The 19858-nt window shown below is 73.0% G+C and carries 6 protein-coding genes; all 6 read right to left on the minus strand.

Annotated elements, in window-relative coordinates; genetic code table 11:
* Positions 1–859, minus strand: an 859-nt coding sequence (locus ACXJLU_RS28015; RefSeq protein ID WP_457336653.1) for a condensation domain-containing protein, incomplete at its 3' end; no start/stop codon positions are given.
* The gene (locus tag ACXJLU_RS28020) at positions 856–1770 is read right to left on the minus strand and encodes a DMT family transporter (protein WP_457336655.1); all 915 of its coding nucleotides are present in this window, start codon (positions 1768–1770) and stop codon (positions 856–858) included. The genes ACXJLU_RS28020 and ACXJLU_RS28015, both read right to left, overlap by 4 nt.
* Before the next feature lie 2 nt (positions 1771–1772).
* Positions 1773–2738, minus strand: a complete 966-nt coding sequence (locus ACXJLU_RS28025) for a DMT family transporter (protein WP_457336657.1) — start codon at positions 2736–2738, stop codon at positions 1773–1775.
* The gene (locus tag ACXJLU_RS28030) at positions 2735–9187 is read right to left on the minus strand and encodes an SDR family NAD(P)-dependent oxidoreductase (RefSeq protein ID WP_457336659.1); all 6453 of its coding nucleotides are present in this window, start codon (positions 9185–9187) and stop codon (positions 2735–2737) included. Before ACXJLU_RS28030 ends, ACXJLU_RS28025 begins: the two co-directional genes overlap by 4 nt.
* Complete coding sequence (locus ACXJLU_RS28035; protein ID WP_457336661.1) at positions 9184–14976, minus strand: type I polyketide synthase; 5793 nt, start codon at positions 14974–14976, stop codon at positions 9184–9186. Before ACXJLU_RS28035 ends, ACXJLU_RS28030 begins: the two co-directional genes overlap by 4 nt.
* The coding region (locus tag ACXJLU_RS28040) for an SDR family NAD(P)-dependent oxidoreductase (protein WP_457336663.1) at positions 14977–19858 on the minus strand (4882 nt) is incomplete at its 5' end.

Here is a 19858-nt window from a genome sequence, read left to right on the forward strand (position 1 = left end):
CATGGAAGTCGAAGGTGGCGCCCTGCCCGCTGCGCCGCGGCGGGCGCGGCCGGTCGGGCGGCAACTCGACCTCGGCGCGCGGCGCGGCGAGCTGGCGCGTCCAGTACGCAGCAAGCTGCTCGCCCTGCGGGCCGGCCAGCATCGCGGCCTGCCAGTCGGTGTAGTCGGCGTACTGCAGCTCGACGCGCGGCAGGCCGGCCGGCGCGCCACCGCCCGCTTCGACCAGCAGCGCACGGAACTCCTCCAGCAGCATCAGCAGCGACCATCCGTCGATCGCGATGTGGTGCATCGCCAGCAGCAGCACCTGGTCGTCGGCGGCGCGGCGGTACAGCGATGTGCGCATCACCGGGCCGTGCGCCAGGTCGAAGGGGCGTTGCGCGTCGGCCTCGATGCGCTGCAGCAGGGCGTCATCGGCGAGCCCTGCCGCGTCGTGCAGGTCGAGCACCGCGGCTCCGGTTCCGGCGATGCGCTGGCGCGGCAGGCCGTCGATCACGTCGTAGGTGGTCCGCAGCACCGCATGCCGGTCGACCAGCGCCTGCAGCGCCTGGCGCAGCGCGGCCTCGTCCACCGGCGACAGAACGCGCAGCGCGAACACCACGTTGTAGGCCGCGCTGTCGGGCTGCTCCTGGTGCACGAACCACAGCGCCTGCTGCGGGTGCGACAGCGGCGCGATGCGCTGCTGCTGCGCCGCCTGCGCACGCAATGCCGCCAGCACCTCGTCGCGCCGCGCGCCGATCTGCGCCCGCAGCTCGGCCGACAAGGCCCCCTGCGGCGCACGGAAGCGCAGCCGGCTCCCTTCGAACCACAGCAGCACGCCTTGCGCGGCCAGGGCAGACAGCAGGTCGGTCACGGGAGTCACTTGGAGACGGTCCTTTCCACAGACGGTTGCCACAACCACAGCGCCAGCAGCGCCAAGGCGATCCACACCGCGCCGAGCATGTCGCGGTGCGTGAAGGCCTCGCCGGCGGCGCCCCACTCCACCAGCGCCATGCACAGCAGGTGCACGTGCAAGGTCGGCGCCACCTGCGCGACCGGCGCGCGCTCGCAGGCGCGGTCCAGCGCCCACAGCGCGAGCAACCCGACGATGCCGATGCCGGCCAGCAGCACCGCGTCGTGCAGGTTCGGCGTGATCCACACGAAGGGCATCAGCGGCGTCAGCAGCGCGAACACGCCGAGCGCGGTGAAGAACAGGTTGGCCTGCACCGGCTCGTCGCGCAGCGAGCGCGTCATCACGACGTAGACGCTGAACGACAGCGCCATCGCGAGCGGCAGCAGCGCGCCGGCCCACGAATGCGGCAGCGACGGCTCGGCCATCACCGCCGCGACACCGCTGCCGATCGCCGCGACCGCCCAGACCCAGCGCGGCACGCGTTCGCCCAGGGCCCAGCGCGCGAAACCGAGGATCAGCAGCGGCGCGACCCAGAACATCGCCCACACGGTGCCGGGCCGGTCGCCGGCCGCGAGCGACAGCGCGAAACTCGCCGGCATCACCAGCATCAGCACCGAGCGCGACAGCTGGAAGCCGACCCGCTGCGTGCGCCACAGCCGCGACGGTGCGCGCCAACCAACGATCAGCAGCAGGCAGGCCAGGTGCGCCGCATAGCGGCACCACACCACCTGCATCAGCGAGTAGTGCAGTTGCAACCGCGCACCGAACACGCCTTCGACGAAGGCCCAGGCCGCCGCGAACAGCGCGAGCAGCAGCATCGCGCTGCGGCCCGGGTCGCGCCGGACGAAGGAGGAGGCGAAGGCGGGCGGCGCGAGGTTCATCGTCAATGTCTCGTGTCGTCGTCCAGCGGCACCGGGCCGGTGGCCGATTCCAGCGCCATCGGGCCGGTCATCGGAACGCGCTGCCCCGGCAGGTCGCGCGCCACCGCGGCGCGCCACAGCGCGAACGCGATGCCGCCGACCATCGCCAGCCCGAGCGCAATGCGCAGCGACGGCAGGTGCCCGCGCGCCGCCAGCGACACGAGCGTCAGGCAGGCCACGTGCACGTACAGCGCCGGCGCGATCCACGGCAGCGGCGAGCGGCGCAGCGCGTGCTCCAGCAACCACAGCGCGACGAAGCCGACCACGCCGAGCGCGGCGAACACCAGCGCATCGTGCAGCGAGGGCATCACCCACACGCCGGGCAGGAAGGGCAGCACGCCGAGCAGCCCGCCCAGGCCGACGTAGAACAGGTTGGTCATGACCGGCTCATGGCGCAGCGAACGCGTCAGCGCGAGGTAGGCCGCGAAGGCCAATCCCATCAGCAGCGGCACCACCGAGGCCTGCAAGGTGGTCGGCCGGGCCGGCTCCAGCATCGCGACCGTCGCGCACAGACCTGCGGCGGCGGTGATCCACACCAGCAGCGGCGCCTTCGACAGCAGCCAGCCGCGCGCCAGCACCAGCGCGAACACCGGCGCGACCCACAGCCCTGTCATCGCCAGGTGCGGCGAGGCGCCCTGCAGCACCGCGACGCCGAACGACAGCGGGATCGCGAGCATCAGCGCTGATCGCACCAATTGCGCAAACGGACGGCTGGTGCGCCACAGCGGCGTCTTGCTGCGCCAGCCCCACACCGCGCCCATCAGCGCGAGCTGCACCGCGAAGCGGCAACCTTCGATCTGCAGCACGTCGTAGCCGCCCTGCAGGCGGGAAGCGATCAGTTCGAGCACGGCCCAGAGCGCGGAGAACGCGAACGCGAAGCCCAGCGCCGCGCGAGCCGACGGCGCCCGTGTGCGCTTCGGGCGACTCACAGCGAGCCCTCCTCGTACGCAGCCTGCGGCGCTGCAGCCGATGCCGCAGGCGCCCCCGCCGCGAGCGCCGTGTCCGCCAGCACCGACGCCGCCAGCTGCGCAATGCTCGGCCCCTTCAGCAGCGCCGCCACCGCGACCTTCGCCTTCAACGCCGTCTGGATGCGGTTGCGCAGCTCCATCGCCATCAGCGAATCCATGCCCATCTCCATCAGCGAGCGCTGCGGGTCAACCCGGTGCGAGGCCGGCAGCGCCAGCACGCGCACGATCTGCTCCGACAGGAAGCCGACCAGCAGCGCGAGCCGGTCCTCGGCCGGCGCCTGCGCCAACTGCGCGAGGATGTCGACCTGCCCCACCCCACCGGCCGTTGCCGCGGCCCGCACCGGCGCCGCCTGCACCAGCTCGCTGAAGAACGGCCCGAGGTTGCGCGGCAGCCGCGCGCGCACCAGCGGCATCGCGGCCATCTGCGGCGACCGGGCCGACGCGAGCATCTGCTTCATCATCGCGACGCCCTCGTGCGGCGCGATCATCCCGAGCCCCATCGCGGCCCAGCGCCGGCGGTGCTGCTCGCCGATGCCCGCGGCCATGCCGACCTGCGACCAGCTGCCCCAGTCGATGCTCAGCGCATGCTGGCCGCGCGAGCGGCGCAGGTGAGCGAGCGCATCGACGAACGAGTTCGCCGCCGCGTAGTTGCTCTGGCCCGGCGAGCCGAGCAACGCCGCGCCCGACGAGAAGCCGATGAAGAAATCGAGCGCGAGGTTCGCGGTCAGCTCGTGCAGGTTCCAGGTGCCGCGCACCTTCGGCGCCATCACGCGGGCGAAGCGGCGCATGTCCTGCTCGGCCAGCATCCCGTCGTCGACCATACCCGCCGCATGGATCACGCCGCGCAGCCGCGGCAGTTGCGCCGCGATCTGCGTGACCAGGCGCGTCATCTGCCCGGTGTCGGCCACGTCGGCCTGCGCGACCAGCACCTGCACGCCGTCGGCGCGCAGCGCATCGATCGCAGCCTGCGTCTCGGGCGACGGCGCGCGCCGGCCGACCAGCACCAGGTGGCGCGCGCCCTCGGCGGCCAGCCATTGCGCGCTGACCAGGCCGAGGCCGCTCAGGCCACCGCTGACCAGGTAGCTCGCATCCGGCCGCACCGGCGGCGTGCGGTGCTGCGTGACGACGATCTTGCCGACGTGGTGGCCCTGGCCCATGTAGCGGAAGGCTTCCTCGGCACGCTCGATCGGCCACAGCTTCTGCGGCAGCGGCTGCAGCACACCGGTCGCGAAATCGGCCAGCAGCTCCTGCAGCATCTCGCGCACGAACAGCGGCCGGGCCGCGGCGATCTCGCCGAGGTACAGCGGGTGGTAGTGCCGGCCCGGGAACTCGTCGGCGACGTGCGCGGCATCCCAGATGCCGGTCTTGCCGATCTCGATGAAATGCCCGCCCGGCTTCAGCAGCCGCAGGCTGGCCGGGATGAAATCGCCGGCCAGCGAGTTCAGCACGATGTCGACGCCGTCGCCGTTCGTGTCGCGCAGGACGTCGTCGACGAAGCTCAGCGAGCGCGAATCGGCCACATGCTGCACGCCCAGCCGCTGCGCCAGCGCGCGCTTGTGCGGCGAGCCGGCGGTGCCGAAGATCTCGGCGCCGGCCCGCTTCGCGAGCTGCGCCGCCGCCATGCCGACGCCGCCGGTCACCGCATGCAGCAGCACGCGGTCGCCCTTCTTGATGCCGGCCAGGTGCTTCAGCGCGTACTCGGCGGTCAGGAAGGTGACGGGGATCGTCGCCGCCTCGGCGAAGCTCATCTGCGGCGGCTTGCGCACCGTCAGCGACGCCGGCGCGAGCACCCAGGTCGCGAAGCTGCGGTCGACCATCGCGATCACCTCGTCGCCGACCTGCAGGTCATCGACCCCGCTGCCGACGGCGGTGATCACGCCCGAGCATTCGTTGCCGAGCGGTCCGGGGTCGCCGGGGTACATGCCGAGCGCGTTCAGCACGTCGCGGAAGTTCAGGCCGGTCGCGAACACGCGGATCTCGACCTGGCCTGCGCCGGGCGCTTCCCGCGGCACCGGCTGCAGCGCCAGGTTCTCGAGCGAACCGCGCTCGGTGATCTCAAGCCGCAGCGGCTGGTCGTCGGGAACGAAGACGCCGGGCACCAGGCGCGCGGCGAGGCGCGTGCCGTCGCGCAAAGCGATGCGGTCTTCGGCGTCTGCCTGCCAGACGCTCGCGAACAGCAGCTCGGCCTCGTCGGCGCGCACGACCGGGTCGAGGTCGATGCGCACGCAGCGCGCGAGTGGCGCCTCGGACGCGATGACGCCGCCCAGCCCCCACACGGTGGCCTGCACCAGGTCCGGCACCGAACCCTGCACCGGCTGCGCGCCGCGCGTGACCAGCCAGCGGCGCGTGCTCGAATCGCCGAGCGCCTGGGCCGCATGCAGCAGGTTGCCGAGCAGCAGCGCCTGCGCGTTCTCCATCGCCTCCAGCGAGTGGGCGACCGGCGGCACCAGCGCCCACAGCACGACGACGCCTTGCAGCGGGCGCGGGTCGGCCTGTGCGGCCTCATCGATCGCGCGGCGGATCTGCGCGCTGTCGGCGGCATCGACCTGCCAGCCTTCGGGCAGCGCCGCATAGCCATCGCCGCGGTAGACCAGCGCGACGCCGGCGCCTTCGGCCTTCAAGCGGGCGGCGAGGGTCGCGCCGACGCCGGTGCGGTCGGCCAGCACCAGCCAGCGGCCCGGCGTGTCGCCTCGTGCCGCCGTCAACGGCATGGGTCGCCACTCGGTCTCGAACGCCCAGTCCGGCACCGCGCTGGCGGTCGGTAGGCCAGCCACGCGCTGCAGCGCTTCCCGCGTGATGCGGCGCAGCTCCAGCCCGGACAGCTCGGCCAGCACGCGGCCGTCGTCATCGAGCAAGGTCAAATCGGCGCGCAGCACGTCGGCATCGCGCGCAGCGGGTTCGACGCGCACCTGGCACCACGCCTGCGCCACGCCACCACTGAACACGCGGTAGCCGGCCAGCCCGACCGGCACGCAGATGTCGTCGCTGCCGAGCGGGTCATCCGCCCACGGCAGGCCGAGGCCGATCAGCTGCAGGCAGGCATCGAGCAGCGCCGGGTGCAGCACCAGGCCCGCGGTCGGCAGCCCCGCCGGCAGTTGCACGCGACCAAGCACCTGCGTGCCGTCGCGCGCGATCGACGTGATGCCGCGGAAGGCCGGCCCGTAGTGCGCGCCCTGCGCAGCGAGCTTGTCGTAGTACGGCTCGACCGGCTGCGTCGGCGCACCGGCCAAACGCCACGCGTCGTCGACCGCAGGCGCATCGCCGCGGCCGGGCATCAGCGTCGCGCTCGCATGCAGGCGCCACGCGGCGTCATCGGCGGCGCGGCTGAAGACCTGCACCGTCTGCGCGTCAGGCGCCACCGCGTCGGCCGGCGTCACGATCACCTGCAGCGTCACGCCGCCCTGCTCCGGCAGCACCAGGCCTTCGCGGATCGCGAGGTCCTGCAGCCGCACATCGTCGCCACCGCTCACCTCGCGCGCGGCGGCCTGCATCAGCTCCAGGAAGCCGGTCGCCGGGAACAGCGTGAAATCGAAGATGCGGTGGTCGACGAGCCACGGCTGGTCGCCGAGGCCGATCGTCGACTGGAAGATCGGCAGCGGGCTCGCGACCGTGCCGCCGAGCAGCGCATGCGGCGTGCGGGTCGCGCCGAGTGCGCTGCCCGTCGACGCGGTGCCGGAGCGCGGCTCGAAGCTCTGCCAGTAATGCTCGCGCTGGAACGGATACGTCGGCAACGTGGCCCGCGGCCGATGCCCGCCCTGCACCGCCGCCCAGTCCGGCCGCACGCCGCGCACGAACAACTGGCCCAGGCTGTCGAGCAGCGACACCGCATCGTCGCGCCCCTTGCGCAGCGACGGGATCCACGCGCTGTCGGGCATCACGCTGCCGCGCTGCGCCATGTTCAGCAGCGTCGGCTGCGGGCCGAGCTCGATGAAGACGCGCAGCCCGTCGGCCTGCAGCGCCGCGATCGAATCGCCGAAGCGCACCGCGTCGCGCACATGGCGACGCCAGTAGCCGGCGTTGCAGACCTCGTCACCCGCGAGACGGCCGGTCACGTTCGACGCCAGCACGAGCTGCGGCGCACGGAACTCGACCTGCGACGCGACCGCCTCGAACGCATCGAGCATCGGCTCCATCAGCGGCGAGTGGAAGGCGTGCGAGACCTTCAGCCGCTGCGCCTCGATGCCGGCGACCGCGAGCCGCTCCAGCGCCGCGTCGACCGCCTCGGTGCGGCCGGAGATCACGGTGTTCTGCGGGCCGTTGGCCGCGGCGATGGCCAGCACGGACGCATCGCGCGCGATCGCGGCGCGCACGGTGGCCTCGTCGCTGAAGACCGCCGCCATCGCGCCGTCGCGCGGCAGCGCTCCCATCAGCCTGCCCCGTTCGACGATCAGCTTCAGCCCGTCGGCCAGGCTGAACACGCCGGCCACGCAGGCCGCGACGTACTCGCCGACGCTGTGGCCCATCACCGCGGTCGGCTTGACGCCCCACGACAGCCACAGCTGCGCGAGCGCGTATTCGATGGCGAACAGCGCCGGCTGCGTGAACGCGGTGTCGTCGAGCCGCTCGGCGTCGTTCCACACCACGTCGAGCAGGCTGCGGCCGAGCAGCGGCGCGGCGATGCGCTCGCAGTCGTCGAGCGCGGCGCGGAACACCGGCTCGGCGTCGTACAACCCGCGGCCCATGCCGGCGTATTGCGCGCCCTGGCCGGTGAACAGGAAGACGAGCTCGGGCACCGTGCCGCCGGCAGCGCGGCCGCGCGAGGTGCCGGCGCTCGGGGTGCCGGCGATGAATTCAGTCAGCCGCGCCTTCAGCGCGTCGGCGCTGTCCGCCACGACCGCCAGACGCTCGATGAACGGCGAGCGGCCGAACGCGAGCGTCGCGGCGATCTGGTCGAGCGGCGCGGTGCCGACCGCATCGGCCAATCGGCCCGCGGCGGCTTCGAGCGCGGGCGGCGTCTGCGCGCTCAGCACGAAGAGCTGCTGCGCGCGCGCGGCAGCCGGCACGGCGGCCACGGCCGGGGCTTCTTCGAGAACGACATGCGCATTCGTGCCGCTGAACCCGAACGAGCTGACACTCGCGCGCCGCGGCTGCCCCGCGACGGCGGACCACGGCGTCGGCACGGTCGGCACCGTGATCGGCATCTCGTCCCACGCGATGAGGCGGTTGCGGTTCTTCAGGTGCAGGTGCGGCGGGATCGTGCGGTGCTGCAGCGCCATCGCGACCTTGATGACGCCGGCCACGCCGGCCGCGGCCTCCAGGTGGCCGATGTTGGTCTTCACCGAACCCAGCATCAGGGGCGTGTCGGCCGCGCGCCGGCCGTAGACCTGGTGCAGCGCCTTGACCTCGATCGGGTCGCCGAGCGGCGTGCCGGTGCCGTGCGCCTCGACGTAGCTGATCTCGTCCGGCTTGACGCGGGCGTTCGCGAGCGCGGCGCGGATCACCGCCTCTTGCGCGGTGCCGTTCGGCGCGGTCAGCCCGCTGCTGCGGCCGTCCTGGTTCAGCGCCGAGCCGCGCACCAGCGCGACGATGCGGTCGCCGTCGCGCTGCGCATCGGACAGGCGCTTGAGCACCAGCACGCCGCAGCCCTCGCCGCGCACGTAGCCGTCGGCCGCGTCGTCGAAGGTCTTGCAGCGGCCGTCGAACGACATCATCCGCGCGCGCGAAGTGAGGATCGAGCCGTCGGCCGTCAGCGTCAGGTTCACGCCGCCGGCGATCGCCAGGTTCGCTTCGCCGTTGCGCAGGCTCTGCACCGCCCAGTGGATCGCGACCAGCGACGACGAGCACGCGGTGTCGATCGCGACGTTGGGCCCGTGCAGCCCCAAGAAGTACGACAGGCGCCCGGCCGCGACGCTGTGCGCGGTGCCCGAGGGCGTGTAGGCATCGCCGAAGCGCGAGCCGATGGCCTCGGACAACTGGTTCGCGTAGTCGTGCGTCGTGATGCCCATGTAGACGGCGGTGGGGCTGCCGGCCAGCGACGACGGCGCGATGCCGGCGTGTTCGAGCGATTCCCAGGTGACCTCCAGCAGCAGCCGCTGCTGCGGGTCGAGGCTGACCGCCTCGCGCGGCGAGATGCCGAAGAAGCCCGCATCGAACTGGTCGACGTCCTTCACCAAGCCGCCCCAGCGGGTGTAGCTCTTGCCGGGCACGTCGGGGTCGGCGTCGAAGCAGGCGTCGGCATCCCAGCGCTCCTTCGGCACCTCGGCGACGCCGTCGGTGCCGCTCTCGAGGAAACGCCAGAAGGCCTCGGGCGTGCTGCCGTCGCCAGGGAAGCGGCAGCCGATGCCGACGATCGCGATCGGCTCGTGGCGCGCTTGCTCGGCGGCCTTCAGCTTCGCCTCGAGCTGGTCGATGGCCTGCAGCGAGCGCTTCAGCAGCGCTGCGTAGTCGGGGGTCTGCCGGGTGTCGGTCACGGAGTCTCCTGGGCGCCGATGCCGTCGAGGCGTCGCGTCAGCTGCATCGCGAGTTCATCTTCGGACAGCGCGTCGAGGCTGTCCGCGGGGAGAGGGGGAGGGGGCGACGCGGCGGCAACTTCCGGCTCGCGGAACTGCTCGGCGAACACCTCGCTCGCCAGGTGCTCGGTCAACGCCGCCACCGACGGATGGTCGAAGGTCACCGTCGCGGCCAGCGTGCGGCCGACCGATTGGCCGAGCAGGTTGCGCAGCTCCACCGCCATCAGCGAATCGAGGCCCAGCTGGCGCAGCGGCTCCGTCACGTCCAGTTCGTCCGCGCGCTGCACGCCCAGCACCTTGACGGTCAGCCGACGCACCTCGTCGCGCAGAACAGTCTTTCGACGGGCCGGCAGCGCGGCTGCCAAGCGTTCGTGCAGTGACGGCACGGCCGGCGCCGCTTGTGCAGGCGCACTGCCCGGCGCGGCCGCGGCCACCGCCAGCTCGCTGAACAGCGGCGGTTCGGTGCCGGCGGCGCGCGGCTCGCGCAGGTGCGCCCAGTCGCTCGCCAGCACCGCGATCTGCGCCGTCTCGAACGGGCTGCGCGCGCCGTCGCGGCGCATCGCATGGTCGAGCGCGGCGAGACCATCAGCCGGCGCGATCGCTTGGAGGAAGCCGGGCTGCGCCAGCCCGCGGTCGGCCGCGGCACCGATCTCGGCCCACGGCCCCCAGTTGATGCTGAGCGTCGGCAGGCCCTGCGCCTGCCGGTGCCAGGCGAGCGCATCCTCGAAGGCATTCGCCGCGGCATGGTTGACCTGCCCCGGCGAGCCGGCCACCGACGCGCCGGACGAGAAGAACACCATGAAGTCCAGCTCGCCGCACAGCGTGTGCAGGTTCCAGCTGCCGAACACCTTCGGGCCCATCACGGTCGCGAAACGCGGCCAGCTCTGGCCGGCGATCACGCCGTCGTCGAGCACACCGGCCGCGTGGATCACGCCGGCCAGCGGCACCGTCACCGCCGCCAGCATGCGCTGCACGTCATCACGTTGCGCCACATCCCCGGTCACGAGCTGCACCTCGACGCCCTGCGCACGCAAGCGGTCGATCACGCGTTGAGCGCGCTCGTCGGCCGCGCGCCGGCCCATCAGCATCAGGTGGCGCGCGCCCTGTTCGGCCAGCCATTCGGCGACACGCAGCCCGAGCCCGCGCAACCCGCCGGTGACGAGGTAGCTGCGCGACGCATCGATGGCCAGGCTGCCGTGCGCCGGATGCGCCTCATGCCGCACCAGCCGCCGTGCGAGCCGGCGGCTGCCGCGCAACGCGAGCTGGTCTTCGCGCGACGCGGATTGCAACTCGGCGACCAGCGCCGCCGCGGCCGTCGCCGCATCGGCGGCCGGGTCGAGGTCGATGCGGGTGCAGTGCAGTTCGGGGTGCTCGATCGCGACCACATGGCCCATGCCCCAGGCTGTCGCCTGCGCCGGGTTCGCGCCGTCGTGGCGGTGCGTCGCCTGCGCACCGCGCGTCGCGATCCACAGGCCGGGCCGCGCGGTGCCGGTCTGCGCCGCCATCGTCTGCACCGTCTGCAGCAGCGCGCTGACGATGAACTGCTGGTCGCGCGTGATGTCGTCGGTCGACAGCCCGGCGTGGGCCGCGAGGTCGAGCGCCTGCAGTTGCACGACGCCGCGGCACGGCAGCGGGCTGCCTGACGTTTGAATCAAGGCTTGCGCCAGCGCGTCGGCCGTCGGCGCCACCAGCTCGGGCAGGTCGCCGACGCGGCGCAACTCGCCCATCAACGCGTCCGCGAAACCGGCTCGGTCGGCCAGCAGCAGCCAGCGCGACGGCTCGCGCTCAACCACGCCCGCCGCGGCCACCGGCGCCTGCGCGACGAACACCGCCTGTTGCGCGAGCACCGGGTGCGTCGTCGCGCCCGGCAGCGGCGTCGGGTCCTGCAGGCCGTGCTGCGACAGCAGCGCCGTCCAGCCCTCGCGCGGCATCAGCGCATAGCTGCGCCGCTGCGTGTCGGTGTACGCCCACCAGCCGTCGAGCAGGCCGACCGTCAGGTCGCCGAAGCGCTGCGGCGTGGTGCCTTCGAGCAGCACCAGCACGCCGCCCGGGGCCAGCAGTTGCCGCACGTGGCGGATCGTCACGTCGAGGTCCGGCGTGGCATGCAGCACGTTCGCGCCGAGCACCAGGTCGTAGCCGCCGGCCGCGAAGCCCTGCCCGGCCGGCGCGCGACCGATGTCGAGCAGCTCGTAGCGCATGAAGCCGTGCGCCGCGAACTTCTCGCGGGCGCGGTTCAGGAACAGCGGCGACACGTCGGTGAAGGTGTACTCGACGCGCGTGCCTTGGGTGGGCAGCATCGGCAGCACATAGCCGGTCGTGCTGCCGGTGCCGGCACCGATCTCCAGCACGCGCAGCGGGCGGGCGGCCGGCCACGCAGCGGCGAGCGCGCGCACCGTCTCGGCGATCACGCTGTTGTAGGTCTTCGCGGGCGGCGAGTTGCGGTACAGGCGCTCGGTGTCGTCGAGCGAGCCGCCGGGGAACAGCAGCGCCAGCGGGTCGGCCCGGCCGCGCAGCACCGCGGCGAGTTCGCGGCCGCAGCGGCGCGTGATCACCAGCTCGGCCTCGCCTTCGGGGTGGCGCGCGAGCAGGTCGTCGGCCAGCGCTTCGGGATCGGCCTCGTCGGGCGCACGGCGCACGACGAAGCTGCTGCCGTCGCGCACCAGGATGCCGTCTTCGGCGAGGATCTCCAGCATGCGCTGCACGAGGCGGGCGTGTGCCGGCAGCGTGTCGAAGCGCGCCGGATCGATCGCGGTGGCGAGCGCGAACTGGCAGCCGAGCGCTCGCAACGCGCGCACGACATAGGCCGACGCCAGCCGGTCGAGCCCGACCATGAAATCGGCGTACGTGTCGAGTCCGTTCTGCGCGGCGATCGCGTCGACGCGCGGCAGCACGCGCGCCGCGAGCTGCGCCGGTGCGAGCGGCTGCAGCGCCGGCCGCTCGCACTCGCGCCAGACGATCTCGTGCAGCATCTTCTGAACGCGCGGCGCCAGGCCGGTGTCGGGCGCGGCGACTGCTGCAGGTGACGGCGGCGCGGTGGTCGCGAACGCAGGCCAATAACGCTCGCGCTGGAACGGGTAGCTCGGCAGCGGCACGCGCCTGCTTCCGCGGCCGGCGTCGAAGCCGGCCCAGTCGATCGCGACGCCCTGCACGAAGAGTTGCCCGAGGCTGTCGAGCATCTGCTCCACATCGCTGCGGCCACGCCTCAGCGACGGCAGCCAGCTGCCGCGCTCCGGCAGGCAGGCGCGGCCCAGCCCGAGCAGGGTCGGGTGCGGGCCGATCTCCAGGAACAGCTCGCAGCCGGCGTCGGCCAGCGCCTGCATCGCCGGGGCGAAGCGCACTGCGGCCATCACGTGCTCGCGCCAGTAGGCCGGGTCGGCGATCTCGGCGCCGATCAGCCTGCCGGTGACGTTGGACACCAGGTCGATGCGCGGCGCGCTGTAGTGGATGGTCTGCAGCACCTCGCCGAAGGCATCGAGCATCGGCGCCATCAGCGGCGAGTGGAAGGCATGCGAGACCTTCAGCCGCGTGACGACCAGGCCGGCGGCCTGCAACTGCGTGGCGATCGCGTCGACCGCCATCGCGAGGCCCGAGATCACGATGTTGTCGGGCCCGTTCTCCGCGGCGACCGAGACCTCGCGGCGCCACGGCGCCAGCACGTCGGCGATGCGCGATTCACTCGCCATCACCGACAGCATCGCGCCGTTGCGCGGCAGCGCGCCCATCAGGCGGCCGCGTTCGGCGACCAGCCGCAGCGCGTCTTCCAGGCTGAACACGCCGGCGATGCAGGCCGCAACGACCTCGCCGACGCTGTGCCCCATCACTGCCTGCGGCTGCACGCCCCACGACATCCACAGCGTGGCCAGCGCGTATTCGACGGCGAACAGCGCCGGCTGCGTGTACTCGGTGTCGTCGAGCGGCGCGCCGTCGCGGAACAGCACGTCGAGCAGCGGCATCGGCAGTTGCAGCCCGGCGGCGCAGCGATCGAGCGCGTCGCGGAACACCGGTTCTCCGTCGTACAGCCCGCGGGCCATGCCGATCGATTGCGAGCCCTGGCCGGTGAACAGGAACGCGAGCTTCGGCGCACGCGCCGGCGCGGTGCCGGCCATGACACCGGTCGACTCTTCACCCGCCAGCCACGCCGACAGCCGCTCGCGCGCTTCGGCAGGCGTCGCGGCGTTCACCGCGAGCCGCTGCGCAAAGCGCGCCCGGCCGGTGTTGGCGCTGAAGGCCAGGTCGGCGAGCGGCGCGCCATCGGCCAGCAGCTGCAGGTGCTGCTGCACCAGCTCGCGCAGCGCAGCCGGCTGCCGCGCCGAGAAGCTCATCAACTGCAGCGGCCTCGGGTTCGCGACGACCGGCGCCACCTCGGGCGCCTGCGCCATCACCAGGTGCACGTTGGTGCCGCTGAAGCCGAACGAGCTGACACCGCCGACGCGATTCGCCTGAGCCGGCCACGGCACGAGCGCCGTCGGCACGCGCACCGGCAACTCATCCCACGGGATGAACGGGTTCGGCTGCTGCAGGTGGATCTGCCCCGGCACCTGCGCATGCTGCAGCGCCATCGCCATCTTGATCACCGCGGCAACGCCCGCTGCCGCCTCCAGGTGGCCGACGTTCGCCTTCACCGAACCGAGCAGCAGCGGCGCGTCAGCCGCGCGGCCCTCGCCCATCACCGCGCCCAATGCCTGCACCTCGATCGGGTCGCCGAGCGAGGTGCCGGTGCCGTGCGCCTCGACCACGCCGACCTCGGCCGGCAGCACATGCGCATCGGCCAGCGCATCGCGCAGCACCGATTCCTGCGACGGGCCGTTCGGCGCGGTCAGGCCGTTGCTGCGGCCGTCCTGGTTGGCGGCCGAGCCGCGGATCAGAGCGATCACCGTGTCGCCGTCGGCCTGCGCATCGGCCAGGCGCTTCAGCACCAGCAGCCCGCAGCCCTCGCCGCGCACGAAGCCGTCGGCGCGCGCGTCGAAGGCCTTGCAGCGGCCGTCCGGCGCCATCATGTGCGAGCGCGACAGCGCGACCGTGATCTCCGGGCTCAGCACCAGGTTGACGCCGCCCGCCAGCGCCTGGTCGCATTCGCCGCGGCGCAGGCTGTGCACCGCCTGGTGGATCGCGACCATCGACGACGAGCACGCGGTGTCGATCGACACGCTGGGCCCGCGCGCGCCGAGCACGTACGACAGCCGGCCCGACGCGATGCTGTGCGCGATGCCCGACGCGGTGTAGGCGTCGTAGCTGTCGACGCCGCCCTGGCGCAGCAGTTGCCAGTAATCACCGGCCGACAGGCCGACGAACACGCCGGTGCGGCTGCCTGCGACGCGTTCGGGGTTGATGCCGGCGTGCTCCAGCGCTGCCCAAGCCACTTCGAGCAGCAGGCGCTGCTGCGGGTCCATGCTGAGCGCCTCGCGCGGCGAGACGCCGAAGAAGTGCGCATCGAAGCCGTCGACCGGGCCGACGAAGCCGCCGAAGCGGGTGTTCATCTTGCCGGGGTGGTCGGGATCGGCGTCGTACCAGTCGGCGATGGCCCAGCGCTCGGCGGGCACTTCGGTGATCGCGTCGACGCCGTCGCGCACCAAGGTCCAGAACTTCTCCGGCGTGTCGGCACCCCCCGGGAAGCGGCAGCCGATGCCGACAATCGCGATCGGCTCGCGCGCGGCGCCTTCGAGCGCCTGCACGCGCTGCTGCAACTCATCGGCCAGCAGCGCGAGGCGCTTCGGCGAAAAGTGACTGATGCGTTCCAGGAAGTCGGACATTCAAGGCCTTTTCAATTTCTTCGCGAACATCGCTTCGACTTCTTCGTCGCTCATCTCGTCGAGTGCGCCGACCGCGTCGACCGGCTTCGCGATCGGCGCCACGGCCGCCGCAGCCGGCACCGCCAGCTCCTCCAGGTAGACCGCCAGCGCCTCCAGCGTCGGGTGGTCGAACACCAGCGTCGCCGGCAGGCTGCGTGCCAGGCCGAGTCCGGTGCCGAGCCGGTTGCGCAACTCCACCGCCATCAGCGAATCGAGCCCCAGCTCGTTGAGCGGCTGGCGCGGGTCGATGGCCTGCGCGCTCGGCGCGTCAACCACCCGCGCGACGTGCTCGGCGACGAACGCCAGCAGCCGCTCGCGCCGGCGTTGCGGCGTGGCCTGCTTCAGCTCGTCGATCAGTGCCGCACCCGCGGCCACCGCGGCCTTCGCGCCGGTGGCCTGCTTCAGGCCCGCCTTCGTCACGGCCACCGCGCCGCGCAGGTGCTCGACGAAGCGCCCATGCGCGTCGCCGCCATTCAAGAAGCGCTCCCAGCGCACCGGGAACACACCGGCGTGCGCCGCCTCGGCCCGCATCAGCTTCTCCAACAGCTCCAGCCCGTGCGTCGGCGTGATCACGTCGATGCCGCGCGCGGCCACGCGCTGGTCGACCTGGCGATCGGCCGCGGCACCGACCTCGCTCCACGCGCCCCAGCTGATGCTGAGACCCGGCAAGCCGAGCGCGCGCCGGTGCGCCGCCAGCGCGTCCATGAACGCATTCGCCGCCGCATGGTTGGCCTGGCCGCGCGAGCCCAGCACCGAGGCCATCGACGAATACAACACGAAGAAGTCCAGCGGCTGGCCACCTGTCAGCACGTGCAGCGCCCAGCTGCCGTCGAGCTTGGGCCCGAGCGGCCGCACGAAGCGCGACCACTCGTGCTGCAGCAGCGCACCGTCTTCCAGCACACCGGCCGAATGGATCACGCCGCGCAGTGGCAGGCCGCCCTGCGCGATGCCGTCGAGCACGCGCGCCACCTCGTCGGCGCGCGACATGTCGGCCTGCAGCGCCTGCACCTGCGCACCCTGTGCGCGCATCGCATCGAGCGTGGCYTGCGCGGCGGGCGATGGCGCGCGCCGGCCGACCAGCACCAGATGGCGCGCGCCGCGCTCGACCAGCCGGCCGGCGGTCAGCAGCCCGAGGCCCGACAGGCCTCCGGTGACGAGGTAGACGCCGCGCGGCGTCAGCGCCTGCAGCGAGGCCTGCAGCGCATCGTGCTGCGTCAGCACGACCTTGCCGGTGTGCCGCGCCTGCGCCATGAAGCGGAAAGCCTCGCCGCCGCGTTCCAGCGGGAAGGCCTGCAGCGGCAGCGGCTTCAGTTCGCCGCGTTGCACCGCGGCCATCACGTCGGTGAACAGCGCCTGCGCCGCGGCCGGGTCCTGGTAGCGCTGCGCGTTCAAGTCGATCGCGTGGTAGCGCGCCTGCGGTCGCAGCTCGCGGAACTGCGATCCGCTCCAGATGTCGCGCTTGCCGATCTCGAGGAAGCGACCCTGCGCCGACAGGCTGCGCACGCTGGCCGGGATGAACTCGCCGGCCAGCGAATTGAGCACCAGGTCGACGCCGCGGCCTTCGGTGAGCTGCGCGATCTCGACCTCGAAATCGAGCGTGCGCGAGTTCAGCACATGCGCCGCGCCGCGCGAACGCAACAGTGCGCGCTTCGCATCGCTGCCGGCCGTCGCGAACACCGTGGCGCCGGCGCGCTGCGCGATCTGCAGCGCGGCCATGCCGACGCCGCCGGCGGCCGCATGGATCAGCACCGTCATGCCGGCGCGGAGGCCGCCCAGCACGTGAAGCGCATGCCAGGCCGTCATCAGCGCGAACGGCAGCGTCGCGCCTTCGGCATAGCCGATGCCGCGCGGCAGCGGTGCGACGTGTTGCGCGCCGGTCGTCATGTAGGTTGCGAAGCAGGCCTCGCCGGTCGCGACCACTGCGTCGCCGAGCGCGAAGCCTTCGACGCCTTCGCCCAACGCGACGATGGTGCCGGCGCATTCGCCGCCCAGCGGTTCCGGATCGGCGCGCAGCGCGACCGCATTCATGATGTCGCGGAAGTTCAGGCCGGCCGCGCGCACGCGGATCTCGACCTCGCCGGGGCCGGGCACTCGGCGCGCCATCGGCACCAGCGGCATCTCGTCGAACACGCCGCTGGCGGCCTTCTCGAGCCGCACCGGCGCCGGGTCCGACGGCGCGACGCTGCCGTGCACCAGCCGTGCGACGAATGCCTTGTCGCCGCGCAGCGCGAGCTGCGCCTCGTCGCCGTCGGCGCAGATCACTTGCCACAGCGCGTCGACATCATGGGGGCCATCGAGGTCGATGCGGGTCGTGCGCAGCTCCGGATGCTCCAGCGCGACGACCTTCGCGAAGCCCCACACCGGCGCCTGCAACGGGTTCGGCGCATCGCCGTCGACGACCGGTTGCGCGCCGCGCGTCGCGATCCACAGCCGCGGCGTCGTGCCAGCCGCGAACGACTGCGCGCCGAGCGCCTGCACCAGCTTCAGCAGCGAGCCGAGGCTGGCGCGCTGCGTGTCGATGAGCGAGGCGGCCGAGGCCACATCGGGCACCGAGAGTTCGAGCGCACCGAGGTGAACGATGCCGCGCAGATGGCGCCCCGCGAGCAGGCCCGCCGGCTCGGCATCGGCCGGCGCGATCGTCACCTGGTGGCCATCGGCACGCATGCGCGCCGCCAGCGCCTCGCCGACGCCGCCGCGGTCGCCGATCAGCAGCCAGCTCGACGCCGGCACCACATCCACCCCCTGCACCGGCCGGCGCGCCGCCAGCAAGACCTCGCGCGAATTCGGCTGCGGCGCGTCGATCGCCGCGGCCTCGAAGCCGAGTTCGCCGAGCAGCGAGAGCCAGCGTTCGCGCGACAGCAACGGGTAGGCGGGCCGCAGCGCGGTGTCGGTGAAGCGCCACCAGCCGTCGGTCAGCCCGAAGGTGATGTCGATCCAGCGCTCCATGCCAGCCACTTCCAGCATCAGCAGCGTGCCGCCGGGTGCCAGCACCTGGCGGATCTGGCCGAGCGTGCGGGCGAGGTCGGCGGTCGCATGGATCACGTTGGCGGCGATCACGATGTCGAAGTGCCGCCCGGCGAGCTGGGTCGCCAGCGGCTGCTCCAGGTCCAGCGGCTGGAAGCGCATGAACGGGTGCAGCCCGAAGCGCTCGCGGGCGCGGGCCACCATCAGCGGGCCGATGTCGGTGAACAGGTAGTCGCAGCGGTCGGCCGGCAACATCGGCGCGACCCACGCGGTGCTGCCGCCGGTGCCGCCGCCCACTTCGAGGATGCGCAGCTTCTGCCCGGCCGGCAGCCGCGCGAGTGCGACGCGCACGGTCTCGCGCAGCAGCTGGTTGTAGGCCTTGGCCTCGGGGGCGTCGCGGTACAGCGCCTCTGCCAGCTCGGCCGAGCCGTTCGGGAACAGGTGGTGCAGCGGATCGGCGCGGCCGGCCAGGATGTCGCCCAGCGCCGCGCCGCAGTTCGCGGTGAGCAGGATGCGCGGGCGCGAGGCGGGGTGGCATTGCAGCAGCGGTGCGACGCGCTGCGCCGGGTCGGAGACGGGATGCCAGTTCGTGACGGTGAAGTCGCCACCACCATCGGCGCGCAGCCAGCCGTCCTCGGCCAGGATCGCGAGCAGCCGCGGCAGCAGACGGTGGTAGCGCGGCGCGAGCTTCAAGCGCCGCGCCAGTTCGTCGGCCTGCACGTGCTCACCCCGCAGCGGCGACCAGCCGAGTTCACCGAGCGCGCGCGCGATCCAGGCCGCGCTCAGCGCTTCGAGCGCGACGAAGGCCTGCTGGTAGTCGGCCAGATCGTGCTCGCGCGACAAGTCGTCGAGCCGCGGCCCGGCTTGTGCCGCCAGTTCGGCCGGCGTCGGCAGCCAGCCGGCGTCGGGCACCGGCTCCCATGCGATGCGGTAGACCGGCTCGCTCGCGGGCGCGCCCGGCATCGCGGCGGCGCGCAGCGCGATGCCGCTCATCGTCGCGACAGTGCCGTGCGTGTCGAACAGCACCAGCTCGGCCTTCAGCGTGTCGGCGCCGCCGCCGGGCGTGATGCGCACGTGGCTGCTCAAGCGGTCGCCATGCGCGCGGTGCACCGCGAGGCGACCGAACGCGAGCGGCAGGTAAGCGCGGCCCGCAGCGGCCTTCGCCGGCAGCGCGRCAGCCATCACCTGCAGCGACGCGTCGAGCAGCGCCGGGTGCATCACGTAGTCGGCGCGGCCGGCAGCGGGCGGCAGCGCGATCTCGCCGAGCGCCTCGCCGTCGCGCCGCGCGATGCGCTGCACACCCTGCAGCGCGGGGCCGAAGACGAGCTGGCGCGCGGCGAGGTTCGCGTAGTGGGCGCCGGCATCGATCGATTCGGTGCAGCGGGCGCGGATCGCGTCGGCCGATTCGTGGGAGGGCGACGGAGACAGCGATGCATCGGCCGCGGCATAGCTGCCCTGCACGTGCGTGTGCCATGCGTCGTCCGGCTCACCGTCGCCGAGCGACAGGATCTCGAAGGTGTCGGCATCGCGCCTCAGCAGCAGTTGCAGCGTGTGCACTTCGCCGGGGGCGAACACCAGCGGCTCCGAGATCACGACATCGGCCACCGCGCGCGCGACGCCGGACACGATGCGGCTCGCGGCCAGCGCCATCTCCAGGAAGCCGGTGGCCGGCAGGATCACGCGGCCCTGCACGCTGTGGTCGGCCAGGTAGGGCAGGTCGTCTGCGCGGAGCGTGGCCTCGAACTGCACGACATCGCGCAGCGGCGAGCGCAGCCGCGTGCCGAGCAGCGGATGGCCGGTCGGTGTGCCGCTGCGCGTGGCGGCCGGCGGGCGGGCCTGGAACCAGCAGCGCTCGCGGCGGAACGGGGTCGGCGGCAGG

Source organism: Rhizobacter sp. P5_C2 (assembly GCF_054049715.1).

Excerpts from the sequence above, each read along its gene's own strand:
- ACXJLU_RS28035 (WP_457336661.1), bottom strand. The coding sequence starts at position 14,976 with ATGTCCGACTTCCTGGAACGCATCAGTCACTTTTCGCCGAAGCGCCTC.
- ACXJLU_RS28020 (WP_457336655.1), bottom strand. The coding sequence starts at position 1,770 with ATGAACCTCGCGCCGCCCGCCTTCGCCTCCTCCTTCGTCCGGCGCGAC.